The 23327-nt window shown below is 66.4% G+C and carries 26 protein-coding genes and 1 pseudogene; 16 read left to right on the forward strand and 11 right to left on the reverse strand.

Going from position 1 to position 23327, the window contains the following annotated elements:
* Positions 1 to 209, reverse strand: a pseudogene (locus ACP150_RS18720) (uracil-DNA glycosylase); the annotation flags it as partial.
* A gap of 116 nt (positions 210 to 325) precedes the next feature.
* On the opposite strand from ACP150_RS18720, the gene ACP150_RS18725 reads away from it, so the two are divergent.
* Genes ACP150_RS18725 through ACP150_RS18755 form a run of 7 tightly spaced genes read left to right on the forward strand, consistent with a single transcriptional unit; the run spans position 326 to position 5082 of the window.
* Positions 326 to 1276 carry an aspartate carbamoyltransferase catalytic subunit gene (locus ACP150_RS18725; protein ID WP_424968218.1) on the forward strand — a complete coding sequence of 317 codons (951 nt, stop codon included), beginning with the start codon at positions 326 to 328 and terminating at the stop codon, positions 1274 to 1276.
* Positions 1273 to 1725, forward strand: coding sequence for a hypothetical protein (locus tag ACP150_RS18730; protein WP_424968219.1), 453 nt, complete (start codon positions 1273 to 1275; stop codon positions 1723 to 1725). Before ACP150_RS18725 ends, ACP150_RS18730 begins: the two co-directional genes overlap by 4 nt.
* Positions 1722 to 2294, forward strand: a complete 573-nt coding sequence (locus ACP150_RS18735; RefSeq protein WP_424968220.1) for a hypothetical protein — start codon at positions 1722 to 1724, stop codon at positions 2292 to 2294. Before ACP150_RS18730 ends, ACP150_RS18735 begins: the two co-directional genes overlap by 4 nt.
* A complete protein-coding gene (gene pyrC, locus ACP150_RS18740; protein ID WP_424968221.1) occupies positions 2294 to 3589 on the forward strand; it encodes a dihydroorotase in 1296 nt (431 codons plus the stop codon). The genes ACP150_RS18735 and pyrC overlap by 1 nt, the downstream gene beginning before the upstream one ends.
* Positions 3586 to 4203 (forward strand): glycerol-3-phosphate 1-O-acyltransferase PlsY, encoded by a 618-nt coding sequence (gene plsY, locus ACP150_RS18745; protein WP_424968222.1) that lies wholly within the window; start codon positions 3586 to 3588, stop codon positions 4201 to 4203. The genes pyrC and plsY overlap by 4 nt, the downstream gene beginning before the upstream one ends.
* A 2-nt stretch (positions 4204 to 4205) precedes the next feature.
* The gene (locus ACP150_RS18750) at positions 4206 to 4706 is read left to right on the forward strand and encodes a DUF805 domain-containing protein (protein WP_424968223.1); all 501 of its coding nucleotides are present in this window, start codon (positions 4206 to 4208) and stop codon (positions 4704 to 4706) included.
* Between the two features lie 58 nt (positions 4707 to 4764).
* Positions 4765 to 5082 (forward strand): DUF805 domain-containing protein, encoded by a 318-nt coding sequence (locus ACP150_RS18755; RefSeq protein ID WP_424968224.1) that lies wholly within the window; start codon positions 4765 to 4767, stop codon positions 5080 to 5082.
* A 12-nt stretch (positions 5083 to 5094) separates the two neighbouring features.
* On the opposite strand, the gene ACP150_RS18760 is transcribed toward ACP150_RS18755, so the two are convergent.
* From ACP150_RS18760 to ACP150_RS18775, 4 genes are all read right to left on the reverse strand, one after another.
* The gene (locus tag ACP150_RS18760) at positions 5095 to 6465 is read right to left on the reverse strand and encodes a glutamate--cysteine ligase (protein WP_424968225.1); all 1371 of its coding nucleotides are present in this window, start codon (positions 6463 to 6465) and stop codon (positions 5095 to 5097) included.
* Positions 6466 to 6509: 44 nt separating this feature from the next.
* Positions 6510 to 7043 carry a hypothetical protein gene (locus tag ACP150_RS18765; protein WP_424968226.1) on the reverse strand — a complete coding sequence of 178 codons (534 nt, stop codon included), beginning with the start codon at positions 7041 to 7043 and terminating at the stop codon, positions 6510 to 6512.
* 70 nt (positions 7044 to 7113) lie between these two features.
* Complete coding sequence (locus tag ACP150_RS18770; RefSeq protein ID WP_424968227.1) at positions 7114 to 7740, reverse strand: VPLPA-CTERM sorting domain-containing protein; 627 nt, start codon at positions 7738 to 7740, stop codon at positions 7114 to 7116.
* Positions 7741 to 7870: 130 nt separating this feature from the next.
* Entirely contained in the window at positions 7871 to 8629 is a 759-nt protein-coding gene (locus tag ACP150_RS18775) for a 16S rRNA (uracil(1498)-N(3))-methyltransferase (RefSeq protein WP_424968228.1), read from the reverse strand.
* Positions 8630 to 8656: 27 nt separating this feature from the next.
* On the opposite strand from ACP150_RS18775, the gene ubiA reads away from it, so the two are divergent.
* The 3 genes from ubiA to ACP150_RS18790 all read left to right on the forward strand — a co-directional run bounded on the left by ubiA (position 8657) and on the right by ACP150_RS18790 (position 11860).
* A complete protein-coding gene (ubiA, locus tag ACP150_RS18780) occupies positions 8657 to 9625 on the forward strand; it encodes a 4-hydroxybenzoate octaprenyltransferase (protein ID WP_424968229.1) in 969 nt (322 codons plus the stop codon).
* Between the two features lie 61 nt (positions 9626 to 9686).
* Positions 9687 to 11549 carry an OmpA family protein gene (locus tag ACP150_RS18785; RefSeq protein ID WP_424968230.1) on the forward strand — a complete coding sequence of 621 codons (1863 nt, stop codon included), beginning with the start codon at positions 9687 to 9689 and terminating at the stop codon, positions 11547 to 11549.
* Positions 11546 to 11860 carry a hypothetical protein gene (locus ACP150_RS18790; protein WP_424968231.1) on the forward strand — a complete coding sequence of 105 codons (315 nt, stop codon included), beginning with the start codon at positions 11546 to 11548 and terminating at the stop codon, positions 11858 to 11860. Before ACP150_RS18785 ends, ACP150_RS18790 begins: the two co-directional genes overlap by 4 nt.
* A gap of 10 nt (positions 11861 to 11870) precedes the next feature.
* Here the strand turns inward: ACP150_RS18790 and ACP150_RS18795 are convergent, their stop codons facing one another.
* The 4 genes from ACP150_RS18795 to ACP150_RS18810 all read right to left on the reverse strand — a co-directional run bounded on the left by ACP150_RS18795 (position 11871) and on the right by ACP150_RS18810 (position 14415).
* The gene (locus tag ACP150_RS18795; RefSeq protein WP_424968232.1) at positions 11871 to 12314 is read right to left on the reverse strand and encodes a molybdenum cofactor biosynthesis protein MoaE; all 444 of its coding nucleotides are present in this window, start codon (positions 12312 to 12314) and stop codon (positions 11871 to 11873) included.
* 3 nt (positions 12315 to 12317) lie between these two features.
* Positions 12318 to 12569: a molybdopterin converting factor subunit 1 gene (gene moaD / locus ACP150_RS18800; protein WP_424968233.1), complete on the reverse strand. Its 252-nt coding sequence runs from the start codon at positions 12567 to 12569 to the stop codon at positions 12318 to 12320.
* Positions 12566 to 13231 carry a CDP-diacylglycerol--glycerol-3-phosphate 3-phosphatidyltransferase gene (gene pgsA / locus ACP150_RS18805; protein ID WP_424968234.1) on the reverse strand — a complete coding sequence of 222 codons (666 nt, stop codon included), beginning with the start codon at positions 13229 to 13231 and terminating at the stop codon, positions 12566 to 12568. Before pgsA ends, moaD begins: the two co-directional genes overlap by 4 nt.
* Positions 13232 to 13755: 524 nt before the next feature.
* Positions 13756 to 14415 (reverse strand): RluA family pseudouridine synthase, encoded by a 660-nt coding sequence (locus ACP150_RS18810; protein WP_424968263.1) that lies wholly within the window; start codon positions 14413 to 14415, stop codon positions 13756 to 13758.
* A gap of 117 nt (positions 14416 to 14532) precedes the next feature.
* On the opposite strand from ACP150_RS18810, the gene ACP150_RS18815 reads away from it, so the two are divergent.
* The 5 genes from ACP150_RS18815 (at position 14533) to ACP150_RS18835 (ending at position 18644) form a co-directional block, all read left to right on the forward strand.
* Positions 14533 to 15150, forward strand: a complete 618-nt coding sequence (locus ACP150_RS18815; RefSeq protein ID WP_424968235.1) for a LysE family translocator — start codon at positions 14533 to 14535, stop codon at positions 15148 to 15150.
* Positions 15151 to 15225: 75 nt separating this feature from the next.
* Positions 15226 to 15993: a DsbA family protein gene (locus ACP150_RS18820; RefSeq protein WP_424968236.1), complete on the forward strand. Its 768-nt coding sequence runs from the start codon at positions 15226 to 15228 to the stop codon at positions 15991 to 15993.
* 62 nt (positions 15994 to 16055) lie between these two features.
* A complete protein-coding gene (locus tag ACP150_RS18825; protein WP_424968237.1) occupies positions 16056 to 16943 on the forward strand; it encodes a helix-turn-helix domain-containing protein in 888 nt (295 codons plus the stop codon).
* Between the two features lie 124 nt (positions 16944 to 17067).
* Entirely contained in the window at positions 17068 to 18027 is a 960-nt protein-coding gene (locus ACP150_RS18830) for an alpha/beta hydrolase (RefSeq protein WP_424968238.1), read from the forward strand.
* A gap of 59 nt (positions 18028 to 18086) precedes the next feature.
* Positions 18087 to 18644, forward strand: coding sequence for a nuclear transport factor 2 family protein (locus tag ACP150_RS18835; RefSeq protein WP_424968239.1), 558 nt, complete (start codon positions 18087 to 18089; stop codon positions 18642 to 18644).
* A 61-nt stretch (positions 18645 to 18705) separates the two neighbouring features.
* Here ACP150_RS18835 and ACP150_RS18840 read toward each other — a convergent pair whose 3' ends face one another.
* Both ACP150_RS18840 and ACP150_RS18845 read right to left on the reverse strand, forming a co-directional pair.
* Entirely contained in the window at positions 18706 to 20676 is a 1971-nt protein-coding gene (locus ACP150_RS18840) for a multiheme c-type cytochrome (protein ID WP_424968240.1), read from the reverse strand.
* Complete coding sequence (locus tag ACP150_RS18845) at positions 20673 to 21344, reverse strand: Crp/Fnr family transcriptional regulator (protein WP_424968241.1); 672 nt, start codon at positions 21342 to 21344, stop codon at positions 20673 to 20675. Before ACP150_RS18845 ends, ACP150_RS18840 begins: the two co-directional genes overlap by 4 nt.
* 332 nt (positions 21345 to 21676) lie before the next feature.
* Between ACP150_RS18845 and ACP150_RS18850 the strand changes: the two genes are divergently transcribed.
* Positions 21677 to 23278, forward strand: a complete 1602-nt coding sequence (locus ACP150_RS18850; RefSeq protein WP_424968242.1) for an arylsulfatase — start codon at positions 21677 to 21679, stop codon at positions 23276 to 23278.
* The last annotated feature ends 49 nt before the right edge of the window (positions 23279 to 23327 follow it).

Raw genomic sequence — 23327 nt, forward strand, 5'->3', positions numbered from 1 at the left:
CCCCCCGGCGCGTGGTGGGCCGGGGGGGGGGGGGGGGGGGGGGCGGGGGGGGGGGGGGGGCCCGCCGCCGCCACGGGTGACGCTTTCGGCGCGCTGGCCGGGATCGCCGTGCGGTCCACGGGCACATCGCCGATGGCCTCGGTCGCCCCAAGCTCCACCTGCCATTCCAGCGCCGCGCGCAGGGCGTGATAATCCAGCTCCTGATCCATGGCGCGACCCTACCCAGCGCGACGCGGCGCCGCAATCGGATGTGTTCCCGGTGCCCCTCCCCTTGCCCGTCCGACCCGCCTGCGCCTATAAGCGGGCAACTCACTCCGAGGCTCCCATGACCTTTCGCGCGCGCCACCTTCTGGGCATCGAAACCCTCGCCCCGGACGAGATTGTCACCCTTCTGGATCTGGCCGACCGCTATGCGGATCTGAACCGTCGCAAGGACAAGCATGCAGACGCCCTGCGCGGCCTCACGCAGATCAACATGTTCTTCGAGAACTCCACCCGCACCCAGGCCAGCTTCGAGATCGCCGGCAAGCGCCTCGGCGCGGATGTGATGAACATGGAGGTGCGCGCCTCCTCGATCAAAAAGGGCGAAACCCTGATCGACACGGCCATGACCCTCAACGCCATGCATCCGGACCTGCTGGTGGTGCGCCACCCCCATTCCGGGGCGGTGAACCTGCTCGCCGAGAAGGTCAATTGTGCCGTGCTCAATGCCGGGGACGGACGCCATGAGCACCCGACCCAGGCCCTGCTCGATGCGCTGACGATCCGGCGCGCCAAGGGCAAGCTGCAACGGCTCAACATCGCGATCTGCGGAGATATCGCCCATTCCCGCGTCGCCCGCTCGAACATCCTGCTGCTCGGCAAGATGGAGAACCGGATCCGCCTCGTCGGCCCGCGCACCCTGATGCCCTCGGAGGTCGCCGCCCTAGGCGTCGAGGTCTATGAGGATATGAAAGCCGGGCTCGACGGTGTCGATGTGGTCATGATGCTGCGGCTCCAGCGCGAGCGCATGGATGGCGGCTTCATCCCCTCGGAGCGGGAGTATTACCACCGCTATGGGCTCGACGCAGAGAAGCTCGCCTATGCCAAGCCCGACGCCATCGTCATGCATCCCGGCCCGATGAATCGCGGGGTCGAGATCGACGGCACGCTGGCCGATGACATCAACCGCTCGGTGATCCAGGAACAGGTCGAGATGGGTGTCGCCGTGCGCATGGCCGCCATGGATCTGCTGGCGCGGAACCTGCACAGCGCGCCAGCCGGGGTCATGGTATGAGCGTGACCGTCTTTCGCCCGGACCGGATGGCCTATCTGCGCGCCTATGCGACCATGGCCGCCATCGCCATGGCGATCGGGATGGGCGTGCTCTGGGCGATGGGCAATCCCTACCCCTGGACCGGGGCCGTGGGCGGGCTGGCCGCCATCGCCCTGCGCGGCTGGTATCTGAGCTCAGAGGAACTGGCGATCAGTTGGGAGCTGAGCCGCGACCGGCTCGAAGGTCCCGGATGGCGCAAGATGGCGCTTCGCGACATCACCACCGTGCGCATGCTCGGCAGTTCGGTGCAGGTCATCACAGCGCAAGGCGACAAGCATCTGATCAAGTACCTTGCCGAGGCGCAGACCGCCAAGGTGGCCATCGAAGAGGCCGCGGGCCGAGCCAAAGCCCGTCCGCCCGCCGAGACCGCCCCCAAAACCGAACCCAAACCCGATGGGGCCGCGCAATGATCGAGATCCCGGCCAATGAAACCGGCATGGTTCGCATCTTTGCCGTGAACGGCGCGAGCGAGGGCACGGGCACCGCCCAGAGCTTTCTCAGCCGTCTGGAGCAGAGCCCCGAAGCGATCGCCGCCGAGGCCACCCGCCTGCAGGCCATGCTCGGCGTCGACCGGATCGATCCGACCTATACCGAGACGATCACCGTCGCCGATATCCGCGAGCTGGGCCTGACCCAGTATCTGGCGACGGCCATGGACATTCCCCATGCGCAGCTGAGCGCGGATCGCTCCCGGCTCGACGCGCTGGAGGGCGAGGTGCTGATCGTCCTGTCGCGCGCGCTGGGCTTTGAGGCGCAGACCCTGCGCCCGGGGCCGGATCTGACCTTCATCGGCGCCTATGAGATGGCCGACGTCCCGCTGAGCGGCGCGATCCCCGCCCGCCCCGCCGACCCGATGCCCGCGCCCGCAAGCGCCCCGCCCGTCACCGCCCCCAAGGGTGTCGGCAAGCTGCCCTTCATCCTGCTGGGGCTTCTGGTGGCGGTCGGGCTTGTCCTTCTTCTGGCCCGAGGGGGAGCGTGATGTCCCAGCGCCCGACCGCCCTGATCAATGCCCGCGTGATCGATCCTGCTGCCGCCGAGATCCGCGCGGGCGGCGTGCTGATTGAGGGGGGCGAGATCGCCCGGATCCTGTCGCCTGCCGACACTTTGCCCGCCGAGGCCGAGATCGTGGATTGCGCGGGCAAGTGTCTCGCCCCCGGGATCGTCGATATCGGGGTCAAGGTTGGCGAGCCGGGCGAGCGGCACAAGGAAAGCTTCAAGACCGCCGGGCGCGCCGCGGCCGCCGGCGGCGTGACCACCATGGTCACCCGCGCCGATACCTCGCCCACCATCGACAGCCCCGAAACCCTCGAATTCGCGGCCCGTCGCGCCGCCCAGATGAGCCCGGTGCGGCTGGCCCCCATGGCGGCGCTCACCAAGGGCCGGGCCGGGCGCGAAATGGTCGAGATCGGCTTTCTGCGCGATGCCGGGGCGGTGGCCTTTTCCGATGGCGATCATGTGGTCGAGAATCCCAAGGTGTTCTCCCGTTGCCTGAGCTATGCGGCGAGCCTCGGGGCGCTGGTCATGGCCCATCCGCAGGATCCGGGGCTGAGCGCCGGGGCAGCGGTGACCTCGGGCAAATTCGCGACCCTGCGCGGGCTGCCTGCGGTCTCGCCCATGGCGGAACGCATGGGGCTAGAACGGGACCTCGCCCTCGTCGAGATGACCGGTGCGCGCTATCACGCGGACCAGATCACCACGGCGCGGGCGTTGCCCGCGCTGACCCGCGCCAAGGAGATCGGGCTCGATGTGACGGCCGGTGTGTCGATCCATCACCTGACCCTGAACGCGTTCGACGTGGGAGACTATCGCACCTTCTTCAAGGTCAAGCCCCCATTGCGCAGCGAAGACGACCGCCTCGCCATGGTCGAGGCCGTGGCCCAGGGCGTGATCGATGTGATCTGCTCCATGCACACGCCGCAGGACGAAGAAAGCAAGCGCCTGCCCTTTGAAGAGGCTGCCTCGGGTGCGGTCGGGTTGGAAACCCTGCTGCCTGCGGCCCTGCGGCTGGTGCATTCCGGGGATCTGAGCCTGCCGGTCCTGTGGCGCGCCCTGAGCCTGAACCCGGCCGACCGTCTCGGCCTGCCCCAGGGGCGGATGACGGTCGGGGCGCCTGCGGATCTGGTGCTGTTCGACCCGGACGCGCCCTTCGTGCTGGACCGCGCCAAGCTGCATTCGAAATCCAAGAACACGCCCTTTGACGGCGCGCGGATGCAGGGGCGCGTCCTGCGCAGCTTCGTCGGCGGTACGCAGATCTACGCGCGAGACGGGCTATGATCCCCGAGATCACCACGGCGCCGGGCCTGCTCGCCCTCGTGGCGCTGGCGGCCTATCTGCTCGGGGCGGTGCCCTTCGGCATGGTCATCGCCAAGCTGATGGGCCTCGGCAATCTGCGGGAGATCGGATCGGGCAATATCGGCGCGACCAATGTGCTCCGCACGGGCAGCAAACCGGCCGCGGCGGCGACGCTGATCCTCGATGCGGGCAAGGGGGCCGTGGCGGTCCTGATCGCCCGGGCGGCTTTTGGCGAGGACGCCGCACAGCTCGCCGGGGCAGCGGCGTTTCTCGGCCATTGCTTCCCCGTCTACCTGAAATTCAAGGGCGGCAAGGGGGTCGCGACCTTCCTCGGCACGCTTCTCGCGCTGGCCTGGCCCCTCGGTGTGGCGGCCTGCTTGATCTGGCTGCTCTGCGCCGCGGCTTTCCGCTTTTCGTCCCTCTCGGCCCTGATCGCGGCGCTGATGACCCCGGTCTTTGCCTGGGGCTTTGGCCGCCCGGACGCGGCCGCGTTCTGTACATTCCTCGGCGTTTTGATCTGGATCCGCCATAGAGAGAACATAATTCGCCTGCTTTCTGGCTCTGAACCGAAGATCGGAGCCAAAAAGAAAGGGTAGAAATGGGGTTTCTGCGCGCCGTCCTTTCCGCCTATGTCAATATCCTGAATTTCGGCGGTCGGGCGAGCCGCGCGCAGTATTGGTACTTCCACCTTTTCCTGTTTCTCGTCGGTGTCGGGCTTGTCTTGGCTGGCGTCTTTCTAATGACGCCCGAGACGCTGCTCACACTCGAAGCCAAGCTCCGCGATCCTTCCTATGCGCTGGCCAGCTTCATCCTCTTCTCGCTGCCCTCCTGGAGCCTGCTGGTACGACGGCTGCATGACATCGACCGCTCCGGATTCTGGTGGCTGATAGCCTTTGTCCCGCTTGTGGGGGCGCTGATCCTCTTCGTGTTCAGCCTGCTGCCCGGCACCCAGGGACCGAACCGGTTCGGCGCCTCTGCCGGCCTGCGCCGCAGAGAAAAACCCCCAAAGCCCAACAAGCTTGGGCCGAGCACTGAAGAGGACCGCAAGGCAGAAGTTCACGCCCTCTATCTCGCGCGGGTCAAGCAAGCCCCATCTTGAGCCGGACAGGAAGGGGCCCCACCTTGAGGTCAGCGCCCAGCCAACGCAGCAGGATCCAATGACCTTTCAAGACGCCGTCAAAACATGCTTTCGCAAATACGCGGATTTCTCTGGTCGTGCCACGCGACCGGAATACTGGTGGTTCTTCCTGTTCTACCTGCTGGGTAGCGTGGTGCTCTCAATCCTTGAAAGTGGTCTGGGGACCGGCGGAATTCTGGGCGCGGCGTTCAGCATCGCGCTGTTCATGCCTCTTCTGGCCGCATTGGTCCGGCGGCTCCATGACACACACAGGTCCGGATGGTGGGCGCTCCTGTGTCTGATCCCGATCATCGGACCACTTGTTTTGATCTTCTTCGCGGCGCAACCCAGCGCCTGACGCGAGGACCGCTCAGTAGCTATAGGCGCCGTAGATCCTGGAAAGATCGCCGCCCCAGGCCCCATGATACTCCGCCAGGAGGTCATCGGCAGGCACGCGGCCCGTCTCGAGGCTATCTTTCAGCGCGTTGAGGAAATGGGTCTCGTCCGGGATCATGCCCCCGGCCCCGGGCTTGGCGCGCGCGGCGAGCCCGGCCTCGGAAATCGCGACCACCTCACGGGCCAGATCATGCATCTTGATGCCGCCGACCTCCGCCTGCAGCCCATCCACGGACGCCGCCACGCGCAGCGCATCCCGTGTCTCCGCATCCCAGTCCTTGACCAGATCCCAGGCCGCATCCAGAGCTCCCTGATCATAGGTAAGCCCGACCCAGAAGGCCGGCAGCGCGCAGAGCCTGCGCCACGGGCCGCCATCAGCCCCGCGCATTTCGATGAATTTCTTGATCCGCGCTTCTGGGAAGATGGTCGTCAGATGATCCGCCCAATCGCTGAGCGTCGGGATCTCGCCCGGCAGAGCAGGAAGCTTGCCATCGAGGAAATCGCGGAAGGACTGGCCCAGCGCGTCGATATAGACCCCGTCGCGATAGACGAAATACATGGGCACATCGAGCGCATACTCGACCCAGGCCTCGAACCCGAACCCCTCGTCAAAGACAAAGGGCAGCATGCCCGTGCGGTCTGCATCGAGGTCACGCCAGACCCGGCTGCGCCAGCTTTTGTGGCCATTGGGTTTGCCATCGAGGAACGGGGAATTCGCAAAGAGCGCAGTCGCCACAGGCTGCAGGGCGAGGGCCACGCGCAGCTTCTGGACCATGTCCGCCTCAGAGGAGAAGTCGAGATTCACCTGCACCGTACAGGTCCGGTACATCATGGTTTTGCCCATGGTGCCGACCCGATCCATATAGTCGGTCATCAGCTTGTAACGGCCCTTGGGCATGACCGGCATCTGCGCGTGCGACCAGATCGGGGCCGCGCCGAGGCCGATGAACCCCACGCCGATCTCCTCGGCGACGGATTGCACCTCGCGCAGATGGACATTCACCTCGTCGCAGGTTTCGTGGATCGAGACGAGGGGCGCGCCGCTGAGCTCCAGCTGCCCGCCGGGCTCTAGGCTGACATTGGCGCCGTCCTTTTCCAGCCCGATGATCTTGCCGCCCTCGAGCACCGGAGCCCAGCCGAAGCGATCCCGCAGGCCTTCGAGCATGGCGCGGATCGACCGCGCGCCGTCATAGGGCAGCGGTTTGAGCGTGTCCTTGCAATAGCCGAACTTCTCGTGCTCGGTGCCGATCCGCCAGTCTTCCTTGGGTTTGCAGCCTGCGTTCAGGTACTCGGCCAGTTGCGCGCGGCTCTCGATCGGGCCGCCGCCGGATTGGGGGATGGACATGGGGGCTCCTCTCCGAGGCCGTTTCTTAACACCGGGGTGTCCCGTCAGGATCCAGAAGTCAAGCGCAGGCCTTTGGGATCCATTGTGCGCTGCCACACAATAACCGACCCATCCTCGGAGGAGTCGAGCGCCGCCAGAAGCCCGGGCATATGGAGCCCCGGCAGCGCCGCAAAGGCGTCAAACAGGGTCGTCTCGCCTTCGGCACCATGCGGAATGGCCAGCGCATTGCCGTCTTCGGTCTGCAGAAGCCAGACCTTGCGCCCAGCCTGTCGGCGCAACCGCAACACGCTCAATCGGTCCAGATCGACCGAGCCCCCGGCGATGGGCCCCATATAGGTCACCTCGCGCTCATCCAGCACGACCATGCCCGGCGCGGCATCCTCGGCCGCGAAACGCTTGCGCCGGATCGCCACGAATCCCAGACCGGCCCCGGCCAGCGCCGCCACAAGACCGACGCCCTTGACCACCGGGCCGGGCTGCTGCGTCATCCAGAGCCCGAGCAGAAGCACCCCGATGCAGATCAGCACCTCGCGCCAGTCGCGCAGCCTTTCGGCAATCTCGGGTCGGATGAAGGGCATGGGTGGACCTGAACAGAGAAACGCAGGCCTTGTACGACCTGCGCCCCCCCTGTTCAAATCAATATCGGTGTCAGGACCGACGCTTGGCGCGCCGCATGGCTCCGAGACCCGCGACACCGCTCAGAAGCAAGAGCGCGCTGGCCGGAATCGGCACCGGCGAGACATTAGCGTCAAAGGTGACTTCGGACAGGAACACCCAAGGAGCACTGCGAAACAGGTCGACCACAAGCGTGTCTGTCGTTTGACCGGTCAAATCAAAGGTGTATGCGAAGGGCGCGCTGCCCGGCTGAAAGGGAACGACCTTGTTCACCCCGTTGATCGTAACGGAGCTGGGCTGGTCCACCCCACCTTCGTTCGAGTGATCGAAATGGAAGGTCGCCGAATTGAATGCATAGACCTGATCGAAGACGAAGGTGATCCGCGGGGTCTCGTTTAACCAACCGACATAGGGTGTGGAGCTGGTCTGGCCGCTGGAATTCCAGTTCGAGCCTGCAATCACGCCATCGGTCAGATCACCGGTCCCGCCGGTCAGGTTCCGCCCGGAAACCGTGCCGTCATAGGTGTCGTCGAAATAGGTAAAGGACCCGGTCTCGCCATTGAGCATATCGTAACTGACGGGAGAGACCGGAGCGGCATGGGCCACAGTCGCGGACAGAGCAAGGGCGCTGAGGGAAAGGAAAAGGGGTGTACGGGGCATATCGGGTCCTCGGAACAAACTCATAATGGCGCAAATTTTAGGCAAGATGTAAAAACCGGTCAAGCTTTGGACCGGGCTTTGTGTGACCTTGGTTTACGACAGGGGATTGCGTGGCGGCGCGCGCCCTTGCTCAGCGCCAGTCGCCATAGCGTTGTTGCCAGACGGTCAGGGCCGCCACCGCGGCGGTGTCCGCGCGCAGGATCCTCGGACCCAGCTGCACCGTCTCGGCCTGCGGCATCGCCCGCAGCCGCGTGCGCTCGGCTTCGGAAAACCCGCCCTCGGGACCGATCAGAATCGCCCAAGAGGCCTCGATGGCGCCCTCGCTGCACGAGGGCGCGGACGCGCCCGGTCCGGTCGGATCCGCATCAGACCCCGCCAGCGCCTCGTCGCAGAACATCAGCCGGCGATCCGCCGGCCACTCCCGGAGCAGGGCGTCGAGCGAGGTCAGATCAGCCACCTCCGGCACGAAGGTTCCGCCGCATTGCTCGGCAGCCTCGACCGCATGGGCCTGCAGCCGGTCCCGCCGGATGCGTTCGGCATTGGTGAAGGCGGTCTGGACCGGCAGGATGCGCGCCGCACCCATCTCGGTGGCCTTTTCCACGATGAAATCCGTGCGCGCCTTCTTGATCGGCGCAAAACAGAGCCAGAGATCCGGCGGATCGCGCTGGGGCGCGGTTTGCCCCTGCACCGCCAGCACACCGCCGCGTTTGCCCGCCTCGACCACCTCTGCAGCCCAGGCCCCGTCACGCCCGTTGAAGAGGGTCACGACCTCCCCCAGCTTGCGCCGCATCACCCCGAACAGGTAATGGGCCTGGTCCCGCGACAAACCAAGCGTTTGCCCCGCCCCCAGAGGGTGCTCTACATAGAGCCTGATCTTTCCGGCCGACATGACCGCAGCATATGGAGGGCTGATCCGATGAGCAACGACGCGCAGACCGAGGCACAGGGCATCGTTGCGGACGCACCGCCGGACAATTGGGTCGACCGCTATGCGCCCGAGGCGACGCGCCCCTTTCTGCGCCTGAGCCGGGCAGATCGGCCGATCGGCACATGGCTCTTGCTGCTGCCCTGCTGGTGGGCGGCGCTCTTGGGCGCTGCGGCGGGGGACGGGTTCGACCTCGGCACGGCGTGGATCCTGGTCGGCTGCGCCATCGGAGCCTTCCTGATGCGCGGGGCGGGCTGCACTTGGAATGACATCACGGACCGGGACTACGACGCGCAAGTGGCGCGGACCCGATCGCGCCCGATCCCCTCGGGGCAGGTCACGGTGCGGGGCGCGCTGATCTGGATGGTGATCCAGTCCTTGATCGCCTTCGGGATCCTGCTGACCTTCAACCTGCCGGCGATCCTGCTGGGGATCGGCTCCCTCGCGCTGGTCTGCATCTATCCCTTTGCCAAACGTTTCACCTGGTGGCCGCAGGTCTTTCTGGGCCTTGCCTTCAACTGGGGCGCGCTGCTGGCCTGGACCGCCGAGACGGGCACGGTCTTTGATGCGCCGAGCGTCCTGCTCTACGTAGCCGGGATCGCCTGGACCCTGTTCTACGACACGATCTACGCCCATCAGGACACCGAGGACGACGCGCTGATCGGAGTGAAGTCCACCGCACGCCTGTTCGGGGCACAGTCCCGGCGCTGGCTGAGCGGCTTCCTGATCGCGGCGACCGTGCTGGCGGGCGGTGCGGTGATCACGGCCCTGGCTCCGCTCGGGGCGCCGCTGGCACTGGCGCTTGGGCTGGGCGGCGTCTGGGCCTTTGGCTGGCATATGCTGTGGCAGTTGCGCCAGCTCGACACCGAGGATCCGGGCACCTGCCTCCGGCTGTTTCGCGCCAATCGCGACACCGGCCTGATCCTCGCGCTGTTTCTCGCCGTGACGCTGCTGGCCTGATTGCACCTGCGCGCCACTGGCGGTAGGACCGGGGGACCGTTTTACAACCGTCCTGGTGCCCATGACCAAGCGCAGAGTTCTGCCCGCCCTTGCCCTGATCAGCGCTGCCGTCGCCTGCGGGTTCGCCGCAAGAGCGATCGTGCTCGAGGTCGAGACCCGCACCTTGGCCGGGGTCGAAACCGCGCTGGCCGAGGCCGGGACGGAGTTCGCACAAGCCCAGATCGACGGGCTGCGGGTGACCGTGCTGGGCACCGCACCGGATGAGGCCACACGGTTCGCGGCGCTTTCGGCGGTGGGCACGGTGATCGCGCCCAACCGCATCATCGACGGGATGGAGGTGGTCGAGGCCACCGAGATCGCCCCGCCCCGCTTTTCGCTGGAGCTTTTGCGCAATTCCGACGGGCTGTCGATCATCGGGCTGGTTCCGGCAGAGATGGGCACGGACCTTCTGGGCGCCGGGATCTCGGATATCGGCCCGGTCACCAACATGGTCGAAACCGCGGATTTCCCCCTGCCCACGCGCTGGCTGGGCGCGGTGGGCTTCGCGCTCGACACGGTGCGCGCCCTGCCGCGGGCGAAGATCAGCGTGACCGCCGAGGCTGTTCATGTCAGCGCGCTGGTGGACAACCCCGAAGAGAAGGCCGCGCTGGAGACCCGTCTCACCCGGCAGGCTCCCGCAGGGCTGGACGTCACGCTGGAGATCTCGGCCCCGCGCCCGGCCATCACGCCCTTTCTGCTGCGGTTCACGAAAACCGATGACAGCGCCGGGTTCGACGCCTGCGCCGCCGATACCGAGGCCGCGCAAGCGCGGATCCTCGACGCGGCGCGGGCCGCCGGTGCGCCGGAGAGTGCGACCTGCCGCCTTGGCCTAGGCGCCCCCGCGCCGAGCTGGGCCGATGCGGCCAGCCGCAGCATCGCCGCGATCGACGCGCTGGGGGGCGGGACCGTGACCCTGTCGGATGCGGATGTCACGCTGGTGGGCGCCGTGGGCACCAATCGCGCCCTGTTTGACCGGGTGACCTCCGAGCTAGGCGCGGATCTTCCGGCGGTATTCTCGCTGACCAGCACGCTGGCCGAACCCGAAGCGCCGCAACCCGGGATCTTCGAGCCCGAACGCCTGCGCTTTACCGGGACGCTCAGCCCCGAGGGGCTGGTGCAGCTACGGGGGCACGTGACCGACGAGACCCGCAAAGAGGTGACCGCAGCCCTGGCCGAAGCGCTGTTCGGGGCGGATAATGTCTATAGCGCCACCTCCGTCGCCCCGCAGGTGCCCGAGGGCTGGTCGATCCGTGTGCTGGCCGCGGTCGAGGCGCTGAGCCATCTGCATAACGGGTCGGTCACCGTATCCCCGGATTTCGTGCGACTTGCCGGGCGCACGGGGGATGAGGGGCTGCCCGCCGAGGTCGCACGCCTTCTGTCCCAGCGCATCCCGGAAGAGGCCGATCTGCGGCTGGACGTGCGCTATGACCCGATCCTCGATCCGGCCACGGCCCTGCCCACTGAAGAGGAATGCTTTGCCCGCATCGACGCGATCCAGGCCGAGGGCAAGATCACCTTCGATCCGGGCTCGTCGCAGATCGCCGCCGAAGCGCGGGGGATCATCGACCGCATTGCCGAGGTGATCGCCGATTGCGCCCATGTGCAGATCGAGATCGCCGGGCACACGGACGATCAGGGCCGGGAGAGCATGAACCTCAACCTCAGTCAGGCGCGCGCCGACGCGGTGCTGGCCGCCCTGGCCGAGCGGCGATTGCTGACGGGCAATCTCGTGGCCATCGGCTATGGCGAAGCCGTCCCGATTGCGGATAACAAGACCGCAGAGGGACGGGAGGCGAACCGGCGGATCAGCTTCACGCCCCCGACTCCGCCCGTGCGCACGCCCGGGGAGACGACAGACGAGCCAAGCGAAGGACCCGCAGAATGAACCAGACGGAATTCATCGCCGCCACGGCGGTCATCCTGTTCGTGGTGTTTCTTCTGGGCTGGTTCACCCATTGGGCCATCGCGCGGCTGTCGCGGGTGACCAAGGCCGAACTTGGCGAGCTCGAAAGCATGGCCCAGGCCCTGCATGAAGCCGAAGAAGCCCGCGACGATGCCGAGGCCCATCTCGCCCAGCGCGAGCGCGAGCTGACAAATGCGATGACGCAAACCGAGGCGGAACTGGCGGCGGCCATGGACGGGCTGCGCGAGGCGCGGGCCGAGGCGCAAGAGCTGCGCAGCCGGCTCGAACGCTAGGGCGCCAACCTCACCAGCGGGTCAGCGCGGCCTCGTCCTCGTCCGTGGCTGCAACCCAGGACGCGCCCGTGCCGGTGATCTCTTTCTTCCAGAAGGGCGCGCGGGATTTCAGGTAATCCATCAGGAACTCCGCCGCCGCAAAGGCATCGACCCGGTGCGGTGCCGCCGTGGCCACCATCATGATCCGATCGCCCGGCCCCATCCGCCCATAGCGGTGGATGACCAGCGCATCCCCGAGGGACCAGCGGGTCATAGCCTCCTCCACGATCTTGGCGATCGCGCGCTCGGTCATGCCCGGGTAATGCTCGATCTCCATCACGTCGAGATCGCCCTGGGCGAGATCGCGCACCACGCCGGTAAAGCTGACAATCGCGCCCATATCCGTGCGCCCCATGGCAAAGGCGTCGAGCTCTGCCCCCGGCGCAAAGGCCGCCTCCTGCACTCGAACGGTCATGGCTTACCCGCCCGTCATCGGCGGAAAAAACGCAACCTCGCGGGCCTCTGAGAGATCCGCATCGAACTCGGTCAGGTCCTGATCCACCGCCACGCGGATCGCCGAGAGATCGGAGAAGGCCAGCTCATAGCGTTCTTCCCTGCTGCGCAGTTCCGCCACCAGCTCGGACACTGTCCTCGCTTCGGTCTCGATCCGTTCCTGCGACAGGCCGATGCGCTCGCGCAGCCAGGCGAAGTAGAGAACGTCAAGTTTCATGGCTTCTCCGACAGAAAGGGCAGGGATTTCCTGAAGTAATCAGCGCCGGTCACCAGGGTCAGGGCAGCAGCCACCCACAGGAGCGCCATGCCCAGAAACGCCGCCGGTACGCCGATCACCGCCGAGAGCCAGACCATGTTCCAGTCCTGCGGACCGGTGTCGAGCGCGGCCTGATAGGCCTCGCGGGTCAGGCTGCCAAAGGCGGCCAGATGCATGTATTCCAGCGCAATCGCCCCGATCAGAACGGCGATCGACACCATTTGCGCGGTGGTTTTCCACTTCGCCAGTTTTGTCACCGAGAGCTTGCCCGCATCCGCGCCCAGAAACTCGCGCAGGCCCGAGACGAACACCTCGCGGAACAGGATCACCGCCGCCGGGATCATCACCAGCGGGTCAAGCGCGCTCAGCGCCATGACCACGGCCAGCGCAGTGATCACCATCGCCTTGTCGGCAATCGGGTCCAGCATCGCCCCGAAGCGCGAGGTCTGTCCCCAGGCGCGCGCGATCCAGCCATCCAGGAAATCCGTCAGGGAGGCCCCGATGAACAGCGCCAGCGCCACCCAGTCGGCCAGCGGCCGGGGCAGCACGGCGAACACGACCGCCACAGCCGGAGCTGCGAGCAACCGTGCAACGGTCATCATATTCGGAATAGTCCAGCGCATGAGGCACCTTGTAGCCTCTGTAACAGGGCGCGGAAAGGGGAACCTCCGGGAAACGGGGCTACAGGCGGTCGCACACCCGACGCGCCGGGATCCCCGCTCGGAAGACGAGCAAGAAGGCAGACCCGTCGCGCTCAGCAGTGTCTGGTGGTTGGTCGGTGTGGTTGAGGATATGAGGTCTGCATCAGCAGGGGTGGGCTGCGAGAAATTGCTGCGACACGCGACTAAAACAGTAGGCTCGTACCATCCCCCTACGCCCCACGCGTCGCAGCGTTTCTCACTTCAATGCTTCCCCCCAGGGCCCAATGAATGCCTTGGTGCGAAAACGGTAACATGGGTCCTGAAAATCGCAAAAAGCGACTGCGTTTTCTGCAGTCGCACACAACCCCCGGATGTAGCGAAACCAGATGTAGTGCACGTAGGCACCCCAGACACCATTAGGCGCCGAGATTTTCGTCGCGAATCAGCAGCGAATCGCCGATGACTTAGCGGCAGCCTGAGCGGTTTCAAGCTGACCCGATCGGGCCTCAGAACGGGACCGGCGCGCGAAAGGTCATCCCCACACCGCCATCCGGGTGGCGCAGGCGCAGGGATTCCGAATGCAACATCAGGCGCGGGAAGGCCAGCGCCGCCCCGGTGGCATAGAACGGATCGCCCAGGATCGGATAGCCCAGCGCCTGCATATGCACGCGCAACTGGTGCGAACGGCCTGTCTTGGGGCTCAGCCGCACGCGGCTCTCGCCTGCGCCGGTCCGCAGCACGCGCCAATCGGTGACCGCGGGCTTGCCGGTCTCGTGATCCACCTTCTGCAGGGGGCGGTTCGGCCAGTCCACGATCAGCGGCAGATCCACGGTCCCCGTGCGTTCGGTCATCTCGCCCCAGACCCGCGCCACATAGCTTTTGCGCATCTGGCGTTTCTCGAACTGGAGGCCCAGATGCCGCTGGGCATGGGGGGTGAGTGCGAAAACCATCAGGCCCGAGGTATCCCGGTCCAGCCGATGCACCAGCAACGCATCGGGAAAGGCCGTCTGCACCCGGCTGAGCAGGCAATCGGCCAACTCAGGCCCCCGCCCCGGCACCGACAAGAGACCCGAGGGCTTGTCCACCAGCAAGAGATGCGCGTCCTCGTGAATGAGGCGCAGCGGCTCCTGTGGCGGGGCGTAGTCATCTGGCGGCAAGGGCGGCATGCCCGCCTCATAAGAGAGCCGCGCCGCCGGGAACAGCGCTTTTTGTACGGACACCGCCCGGGGGCCTTGGCCTGCCCCGCCGCCCTGCCTAGGGTGCCGGCAATTCCCGGAGGCCCCATGAGTTTCGAAGCCTGGACCGTTTTCGCCCTGTTCTGGGCGCTGTTCGTGACGACGCCCGGTCCGAACGCGGTCAATTGCATTGCCAACGGGATCGATCATGGAATGCCCAAGGCGCTCTGGGGCGTGCTGGGGATCCTGACCCAGGCGAGCCTGTTCCTCGCGCTCTCGGCGCTTGGGGTCACCGCGCTGATCACCGCCGCGCCGGATGTCTTTGCCTGGGTCAAGCTGGGCGGGGCGGCGGTGCTGGTGGCGCTGGGGATCCGGGCCTGGCTGACGGCGACCCAGCCCGTGCGCCCGGCCACGGGCGGGCGGTCGATCTACCTGCGCGCGCTGGCCATTGCCACCTTCAACGCCAAGAGCCTTGCGGGCTATCTCGCGGCCTTCTCGCAATTCGTCCAGCCCGACGTGCCGATCCTGTCGCAGATGAGCGTGATCGTTCCCACGGCGCTCAGCCTTACCGCGCTGTCCTATTGCGGCTACACGCTGCTGGGCGTGGGCCTGGGCAAGCTGGCCCTGGGTGCGATCCTGAATGTCTGGGTGCGCCGGGCGCTCGCGCTGTGCTTTGTCGCCTATGGGATCGCCCTTGGCCTCGCGCCCAATGTTGGCACGGGCTGACCGCGATCACGAAGCTTTGGCTTGACGTTAACCCGCGCCGGGGCACCCTGCGCGCAACCGAGCCGAGGAGCCGCCATGACCACGAGACGACAATTCATCGGCGGGGCCGTGGTGCTGGCCGGTGGCTACTCCGCCTTGCGCTATGGCGGCCCGGCCCTGCGCGACCTGCTGACCCCGCTGCCGGAGGCGCAGGCGCTGGACGCCCCCGCTGGGTTCCGCGCCCTGCCCCTGAGCAGCGTGAGCCAGGGCCTCGATCCGCTGGTCGGGCTGGAACCCGCGCAGGTCCATGAGGTCGCGCCGGACCAGTTGGACGGGCGGCTCTGCGAGGCCTTGTTCGGACTGGACCGGGTGCCCGACGGCGTGGTGCCCATCGCCTCGTTCAGCGATTATGCCTGCCCGTTCTGCCGGGTCCTGACCCCGCGCCTGAACGCGTTGGAGGCAGCCTCCGGCGGCGCCCTCCGGGTGAAATGGCATGAGCTGCCGATCCTTGGCCCGGCCTCGACCGATGGGGCGCGGGCCGCCCTCGCCGCCGCGCAGCAGGGCCGCTATGCCGAGACCCATGCCCGGCTGATCCGGGCGGCCTTTCAGCCGACCGAGGCCTATCTGCGCGCGCTGTCGCAGGACCTCAGCCTCGATGCCGAGCGCTTGCTGACGGATATGCAGAGCCCAGCGATCGATGCTGCCCTGACCGATAGCCGCGCGCTGGCGCAGCTGTTCGGGATGGTGGGGACGCCCGCGCTGGTGGTCGGGCGCACATTGGTGCAGGGCGAGATCAGCGCGCGCAATCTCGACCGGCTGATCGCGGTGGAGCGGGCCGCGGGTCCGCCCCCGGGCTGCGCCTGATCGCGCCGACACTGGGACCGGCGACACCCCGCCCTAAATCGGGCTGGGAAAGGAGGACGCAGATGCCGCGCCGCTATGCCGAGATCTATCCGTCGCTGCCGCTGCTCAACAGCGATGCGTCCGAGCATGTCTCGGCCGCCGCACTCATGTCTCTGCGCTACTTTCAGGCCGCGCCGGACAGCATGCCCGAGGATGTCTTTGCCGAGCATCACGTCTTGCTGAACCTGCAGACGGAACCGCATCGGGTGCAGAACCGCCGCGACGGCGAGATGCATGATTTCATCTTCCGCAAGGACGATATCATCGTGACCCCGGCGGGCATGCGGTCGGGCTGGCGCTGGTTCGCGACCTCGGATGTGATCGTGGTGACGCTGGATCCTGAGCGGGTGGCGCAATTCGCCCAGCGCGAGATGGGGCTGCTGCTCGATCCGCAGCAATTCCGCGATCTGCCCCTGTTTACAGATCCCGATCTCTGCACGGCGGGAGTGATGCTGCGCGACGCGCTGGAGACGGGCGATGTCACCTCCGGCGTGATGTTCGAGGCCATGAGCCGGGTGTTTCTCGTCAAGCTCCTGCAGCGCTACGGGCAGGAGCGGCCCGAGCCCGTCCGCCGCAGCACCGGCTTCACCTCGGCCCATTACCGTCGGGTGCTGGCCTCTATCCGCGCCCGGCTCGACCAGACCATCAGCGTCGAGGCGCTGGCCACCGAGGCAGGGATGAGCCCCTCTCATTTCAGCCGTCTCTTCAAGGAGACGCTGGGCAGCACGCCGATGCAATATGTCATGGCCTACCGGATCGAGCAGGCCATGGAGATGATGACGGACCCCGCACTGTCGCTCGGCGAGATCGCCCTGGCCTGCGGCTTCGCCGATCAGGCGCATTTCTCGCGCAGCTTCAAGCAGGTGACGGGCGAGACGCCCCGGCGATACCGGCTGACCCGGACCGCCTGACACCTGCGCGGGGCAAAAAAGCAGGATTGTTCAAAAACGCCGGAGGGCGCTCCAAGAACCGGGCGGCCCGACACCGTAGATCTGTCCTCATCGGGCGCACCGCCCAGACAGAGGAGAGATACAGATGACCCAGTTCACCCTGACCACCGCCGCCGCCCTTCTGGCCTCCACCGCCGCGCTGGCGCAGGTCGAAACCCGCAGCGTGAGCTTCGAGAACGAAGGCGCGATCCTGTCGGGCACGCTCTACCTGCCCGAGGATCATGACGGCGCGGCCCTGCCTGCGGTGGTCGTGACCGGCGCCTGGACCAGCGTCGAGGAGCAGATGCCCCGCGTCTATGCCGAAGCGATGGTCGCCCGGGGCTTTGCCGCCTTCACCTTCGATTTCCGGGGCTGGGGCAAGTCGGGCGATCTGCCGGATGCCCAGCGCTTCGTCGAGAGCCCGGACGCCAAAACCTCGGATATCCGTGCGGCCTTCGAGGTGGTCGCGACCCTGCCCGAGGTCGATGCCACCCGGATCAACGGTCTCGGGATCTGCGCCTCGGCGGGCTACATGATCGACGCCGTGGCCGGGAATGCAGGGGTTCAGCGGATCGGCCTTGTCGCGCCCTGGCTGCAGGATGCCGAGATCGTCGAGGCGGTCTATGGTGGGCCCGAGGGGGTCGCAGGCCTGATCGCCCTGGGCCGCGCAGCCGTTGCCGCGGGGGGCGAGGTGATCCCCGCCGCAGGTCCCGAAGGGGCAGAGGGCGTGCTCATGCCCATCGGCGGATATTACCACGCGCCCGAGCGTGGTGCGATCCCGGCCTATGACAACCGCTGGAACAATGCCGGCTGGGAGGGGTGGCTGACCTATCACCCGGCTGACAATCCCGACCGGCTGACCCAGCCGCTGGCCGTGGTGCATTCCGAGGCCGCCGCGATCCCGCAAGGCTTGCGCCGCTTTCTCGACGGGTTCGGTGGTCCGGCCACGCTGCAGATGCTCGAAGAGGTCACGCAGTTCGATTTCTACGACAATCCTGAGGATGTGCGCCGCGCCGCCGACACCATGGCCGCCCATTTCGCCCAGACCTCGGACGCCGACCTCTGATCCCGGCGGGGCCGTTGCCTGGGCCCCCGCTTCCCCAACCTCATCACAGGAGACGTTCCATGACCCGCCTTTCCCCCCTCGCCGTCCTGCTTATCGCGCTCGCCCCCATGACCGCACAGGCCGAGAGCCCGCAGATGCCTGCCACCAGCCTCGCACAGCTCGTCGATCAGGCCGAGATCATCCGCATCACCAATGCCATCGACATCGCCGTGGACCGCAAGGACTGGGAGACCGCGCGCAGCTATTTCGCCGAAACGATCCACGTGGATTTCACCAGCCTGATCGGCGGAGACCCGGCAACGATCCCGGCGGATGCGTTGATCGCGGGCTGGGCCGGGAACCTCACCGCCGAGAAAGAGAGTTTCCACCTGCGCGGCAATCATCAGGTCAGCTTTCCCAGCGCCGACACCGCCACCGTCTACAGCCATGGCTATGCCTGGAACCGGATGGAGCGCGGCCTTGCGCCGGAAAACGGGGGCGAGGCCCTGTGGGAGGTTTGGGGCAGCTACACCCACGACCTGCGCCGGGGCGCGCGCGGGTGGGAGGTGACCGGCATGAGCTTCACCGCGACCGCCGAGCGTGGCAGCAGCTTTGTTCGGAACACACCGGGCAGCTAAGAGGCTCGGTCGCCCCGCCCGGTGCTCGGATGCGAGGGCCGGGCGCGGCGCGTATGCTGCGCTACGGGCCCAGCTCGCCGCGCAGAACCTTGAGCGGGACGCTGTCGGGATTGGCCGCGATCGCATCCTCCGCAGCGGCCCGGGCCGCATCCGCATTGCCCAGCGCGGCATGGATCCGGACGATCATGGTCCAACCCTGTTCCAGTTGCGGATCCATGGTCACCGCTTCGGTAAAGGCCATCAGCGCGGCCTGCATGTTGCGCGAGGTCAGGCCGATCCCGGCCAGCACGATCTGGGTCTCGGGGTAATCCGCCCGCGCAATCAACGAGGCCTGCCAATCGGACATCGCCCGACCCAGATCCGCGTTCACACGGTTGGGCAGACGCGCGAGGTTCATGTTCAGAAACTCCCGCGCGGCGGCCATGCGCACGCTGCGCGCAGGATCGGCCAGCAACGGAGCAAGGCGCGGGGCGCGCTCGGTATTGGGCGCGGCCCGTTGCACCGGAATCGCCGCCGCCCGGACCAGCGGATCCGGGTCCGACAGAAGTGGCACCATCCGGCTGGCCAGATCCGGCGTCGCAATCGGATGCAGAAGCTCCAGCGCCGTGGCGCGCACGATCCCCGGCAGCTCCAGATATTCGGTCAGAGCGACGATATTCTCCGCCGTGCTCTGGGGCGCGACCCGGGCACGGGCAAAGACATCGGCGAAATGCGGGCCGCGATGGCGGCTCTCGGGGGAACGGGCCTGCAGGATGTCGGCCATCTCCTCGGCGCTGCGATCCGTGTGGCAGTCATTGCAAGCATTGGGCGCGCCGGTCCGCACCGTCAGATCCGGGCGCGGCACCCGGAAGGAGTGATCGCGCCGCCCGTCAATGCCCATGTAATCGCGTTCGATCATATGGCAGCTTTTGCACTGGGCCCCCTCGCTGCCGATCTCGTGGAAGTGGTGCGCGGGGGTGTCGTAATCGGCCAGCGGCAAGCTTGGAAAGTCGGGGTTTCCGGCGGGCGAGTGGCACTGGGTGCAGACCGTGTTCGTGTCCGAGATCACCTGCGCCGTATGCGGATTGTGGCAATCGGTGCAGGCCACGCCCTTGGCATACATCTTGGATTGCAGGAACGAGCCATAGACATAGACCTCGTCGAGGATTTGCCCGTCCGGATGGTAGGTCCCATCCCGCAACAGGGTCAGCCGATAGGCATCATGATAGGCCGTCCCGGGCAGCGGATTGCCCGCCTCGAAGGGCTCGCGCCGGGAATGGCAACTGGCGCATTGCTGGATCTCGGCCTCCGCCCCGGCGGTGAAATCCATGGTCAGGCCGGTCGCCCCCACCGAGCTCCAGAGCCCCGGATCGTAGCTGCCCCCCGGCAGGGCCCAGTCCCGGTGCGCCTCGCCCGGACCATGACAGGCCTCGCATCCGACCCCGATCTCGGCCTGACGGCTGGCATAGCTGCGGCTGCGGGGGTCATAGCCCTTGTCATAGCCCGTGGCGTGGCATTCGGCGCAGCGCGCGGCCCAGTTCTTGTAAGGCCCGGTCCAGTGCAGCCCGTCCGAATAGGGCAGGTCCTGATCCGGGTAGAGGTGATACCAGCGCGCCTGATCCACATCCCACACCACGTCGAAGGACTGGATTTTGCCCGGCTCCGTCTCGATCAGATATTGCTGGAGCGGCGCAACGCCGGCAACCGAGTGGACCGGGTACCTTGTCATCTGCCCGTCCGGCCCATCGGAGGTGATGTAGTAGCGCCCGTCTTCGGTGGTGAACCGCGTCCGCACGCCCTTGTGCAGAAACTCCGCATTGTCGAAATCGCCCAGCACATGGGTCGCATCGGGCGGGGTCCAGGCCAGCGCGTGGTGCGAGCCGGTCCAGGCCTCGGCCTCCTCCGTGTGGCACTCGGTACAGCTCTCGGACCCGATATAGGCCGGCGTCCGCGGATCCTGAGCCGCTGCGGGCAGGGCCGCGCAGACCGCGCTCAGACCCAGCGCGACGACCCAGCGCAGCGGGCGGCGCGTGATGCGAGCGCTCCCGCTCATTCCGCCGCGTACCGTGCCAGAGCCTCGGCATCCTGCACCCGGATCCGGCCATAGCCGATCTCGATCAACCCAAGGCTGGCCAGCCGCTTGACCAGCCGCTGCACGGTGGGCAGGGACAGGGCCGTCATCGTGGCCAGACGATCCTGCGGCGTCTCGAGCCACGCGCCGGGCTCGGCCTGCACCGAGTTGGAATACAGCAGGAAGGCAGCGATGCGTTTTTCCGAGTTCGGGATGGACAGGTTCGCCAGAATGTTGAGCTGCAGTTCCATGTTCACATGGCTCAGCGCATAGAACTCGCGCAGCATCCCCGGCTCATCGCGCACAAGGGCAGCCAGCTTGGGCTGCGGGATGAAGTAGACCTCGACCTCGGACACCGCGAGCACGGTGACAAGGCGGCGTTGCTTGGAAAAGAGCGCCAGATCGCCGATCCAGAAGCCGGGCGTGGCCTGATAGATCGTGTGCTCGCTGCCGATGGTATTGGGGATCGCGATCGTCACATTGCCCCGGGCAAGACCGTAGAGCCCCTCGGACGTGTCCCCGACCCGGTACACGGTTTCACCGGGCGCGAAGCTGCGCAGCCGCCCCCCCTCGAGGATGCGCGCCTGCACCTCGGGCGTACGCCCGGACAGCCAGCCATGGCGGCGGAGGATCTCTGGTTCCATCGTCATTTTACGCCCCTATACGACAAAAAACCTGAAACAACCTGTCAAATGATAGAAAGCGTAATCGGAGGCAGATGCATAGACTCGGTCAGAGCGTAGTACGGAGCGCCCCGGGCCACAATGCCAACACAGCACGAGAATATGCGTCCAATCCTCTATATTTTTCATAGAGATAGGGCGTGTGCGGCCCTGCGCGCAAGATGTGTCCGGCCCCGCAGGCTCGGGCGTGATGCGACGCTTTTCCGCCTCAGGCTTGACCGGCATCGGTCGGTTATGGCTCCATGCGGGCCCCACTCACACCAAAAACAACAAATCGATATAGCAAGGAGACATGCACCATGACACGGAACAGGACCCGGAAGGAGCTGACCCTCGGGGTGGCCCTTTTGGCGCTGACCGCGGGCATCGCCAATGCCCAGGATGCGGACAAGCCCAATATCCTCGTCATCTGGGGAGATGATGTCGGTCAGTCCAATATCTCGGCCTACACGATGGGCCTGATGGGCTACCAGACGCCGAATATCGACCGGATCGCCGATGAAGGCATGATCTTCACCGACTATTACGGCGAGCAGTCCTGCACCGCGGGCCGGTCGTCCTTCATCATGGGTCAGTCGGTGTTCCGCACGGGCCTGTCCAAGGTCGGTCTGCCCGGTGCCGAAGAAGGCATGAGAATCGAGGATCCGACCATCGCAGGCCTTCTCAAGGCGCAAGGCTATGCCACCGGCCAGTTCGGCAAGAACCACCTGGGCGACCGGGACGAGATGCTGCCGACCAACCACGGGTTCGATGAGTTTCTCGGCAACCTCTACCACCTGAACGCCGAGGAAGAGCCCGAGAACGCGGATTATCCCGGTGACCTGGTCATGCCCGACGGGCGGACCTTCCGGGAAACCTTTGGCCCGCGCGGTGTGATCAAGTCCTCGGCTGACGGCACCATCGAAGACACTGGTCCGCTGACCAAGAAGCGCATGGAAACCATCGACGACGAGACCGTCGCCGCCGCGCTCGACTTCATCGACCGGCAAGAGGCTGCGGGCACCCCGTGGTTCCTGTGGTGGTCCGGGACCCGGATGCACTTCCGCACCCATGTGAGCGAAGAACGCCAGCAGATGGCGAACGACCAGATCGGCAAGACCGTGGACGAGTACACGGCGGGCATGATCGAGCACGACATGCATATCGGCATGTTCCTCGACAAGCTCGAGGAGCTTGGGATCGAAGACAACACCTTCGTCTTCTACTCCACCGATAACGGCCCGCACATGAACACTTGGCCCGATGCGGCCATGACCCCGTTCTGGGGCGAGAAGAACACCCAGTGGGAAGGCGGCTGGCGCGTGCCTGCCATGGTGCGCTGGCCGGGCAATATCGAGCCGGGGTCTATCAGCAACGAGATCGTCCACCATATGGACTGGTTGCCGACTTTCCTCGCCATGGCCGGGAACGAAACGGTCAAGGAAGACCTGCTCGACGGCATCACCGTGGCCGAGGTCGGCGGCGGTCGTGACTACCGCGTGCATCTGGATGGCTACAACATCCTGCCGATGCTGACGGGGGAAACCGACGAGAGCCCGCGCAACGAGATCTTCTACTTCACCGATGACGGCGATCTCGCGGCGCTGCGCTATGGCGACTGGAAGATCACCTTCCTCGAGCAGGAAGTCTGGGGCACCCTGCGGGCCTGGGCCGAGCCGCTCACCGAACTGCGTGTGCCGCTGATCACCAACCTGCGCCGTGACCCCTATGAGCGGGCCTACCGGACGTCGAACACCTATTACGACTGGCTGATCGACCGCGTTTACCTGCTGGTGCCTGCACAGGCCTATGTGGGTCAGTTCCTGTCGACCTTTGCGGAATACCCGCCGCGGCAGAAGGCGGCGTCCTTCAGCCTCGAAAAGGTCATGGAGAAGCTCTCGGATCCGGGCGGCGCGCAGTAAGCGCCCCCCGCATAGCCAACCGATCGCCCCTCTGCCTTCACCGGTGGCA

This window comes from Dinoroseobacter sp. S375, assembly GCF_049800775.1.
GTDB lineage: Bacteria > Pseudomonadota > Alphaproteobacteria > Rhodobacterales > Rhodobacteraceae > Dinoroseobacter.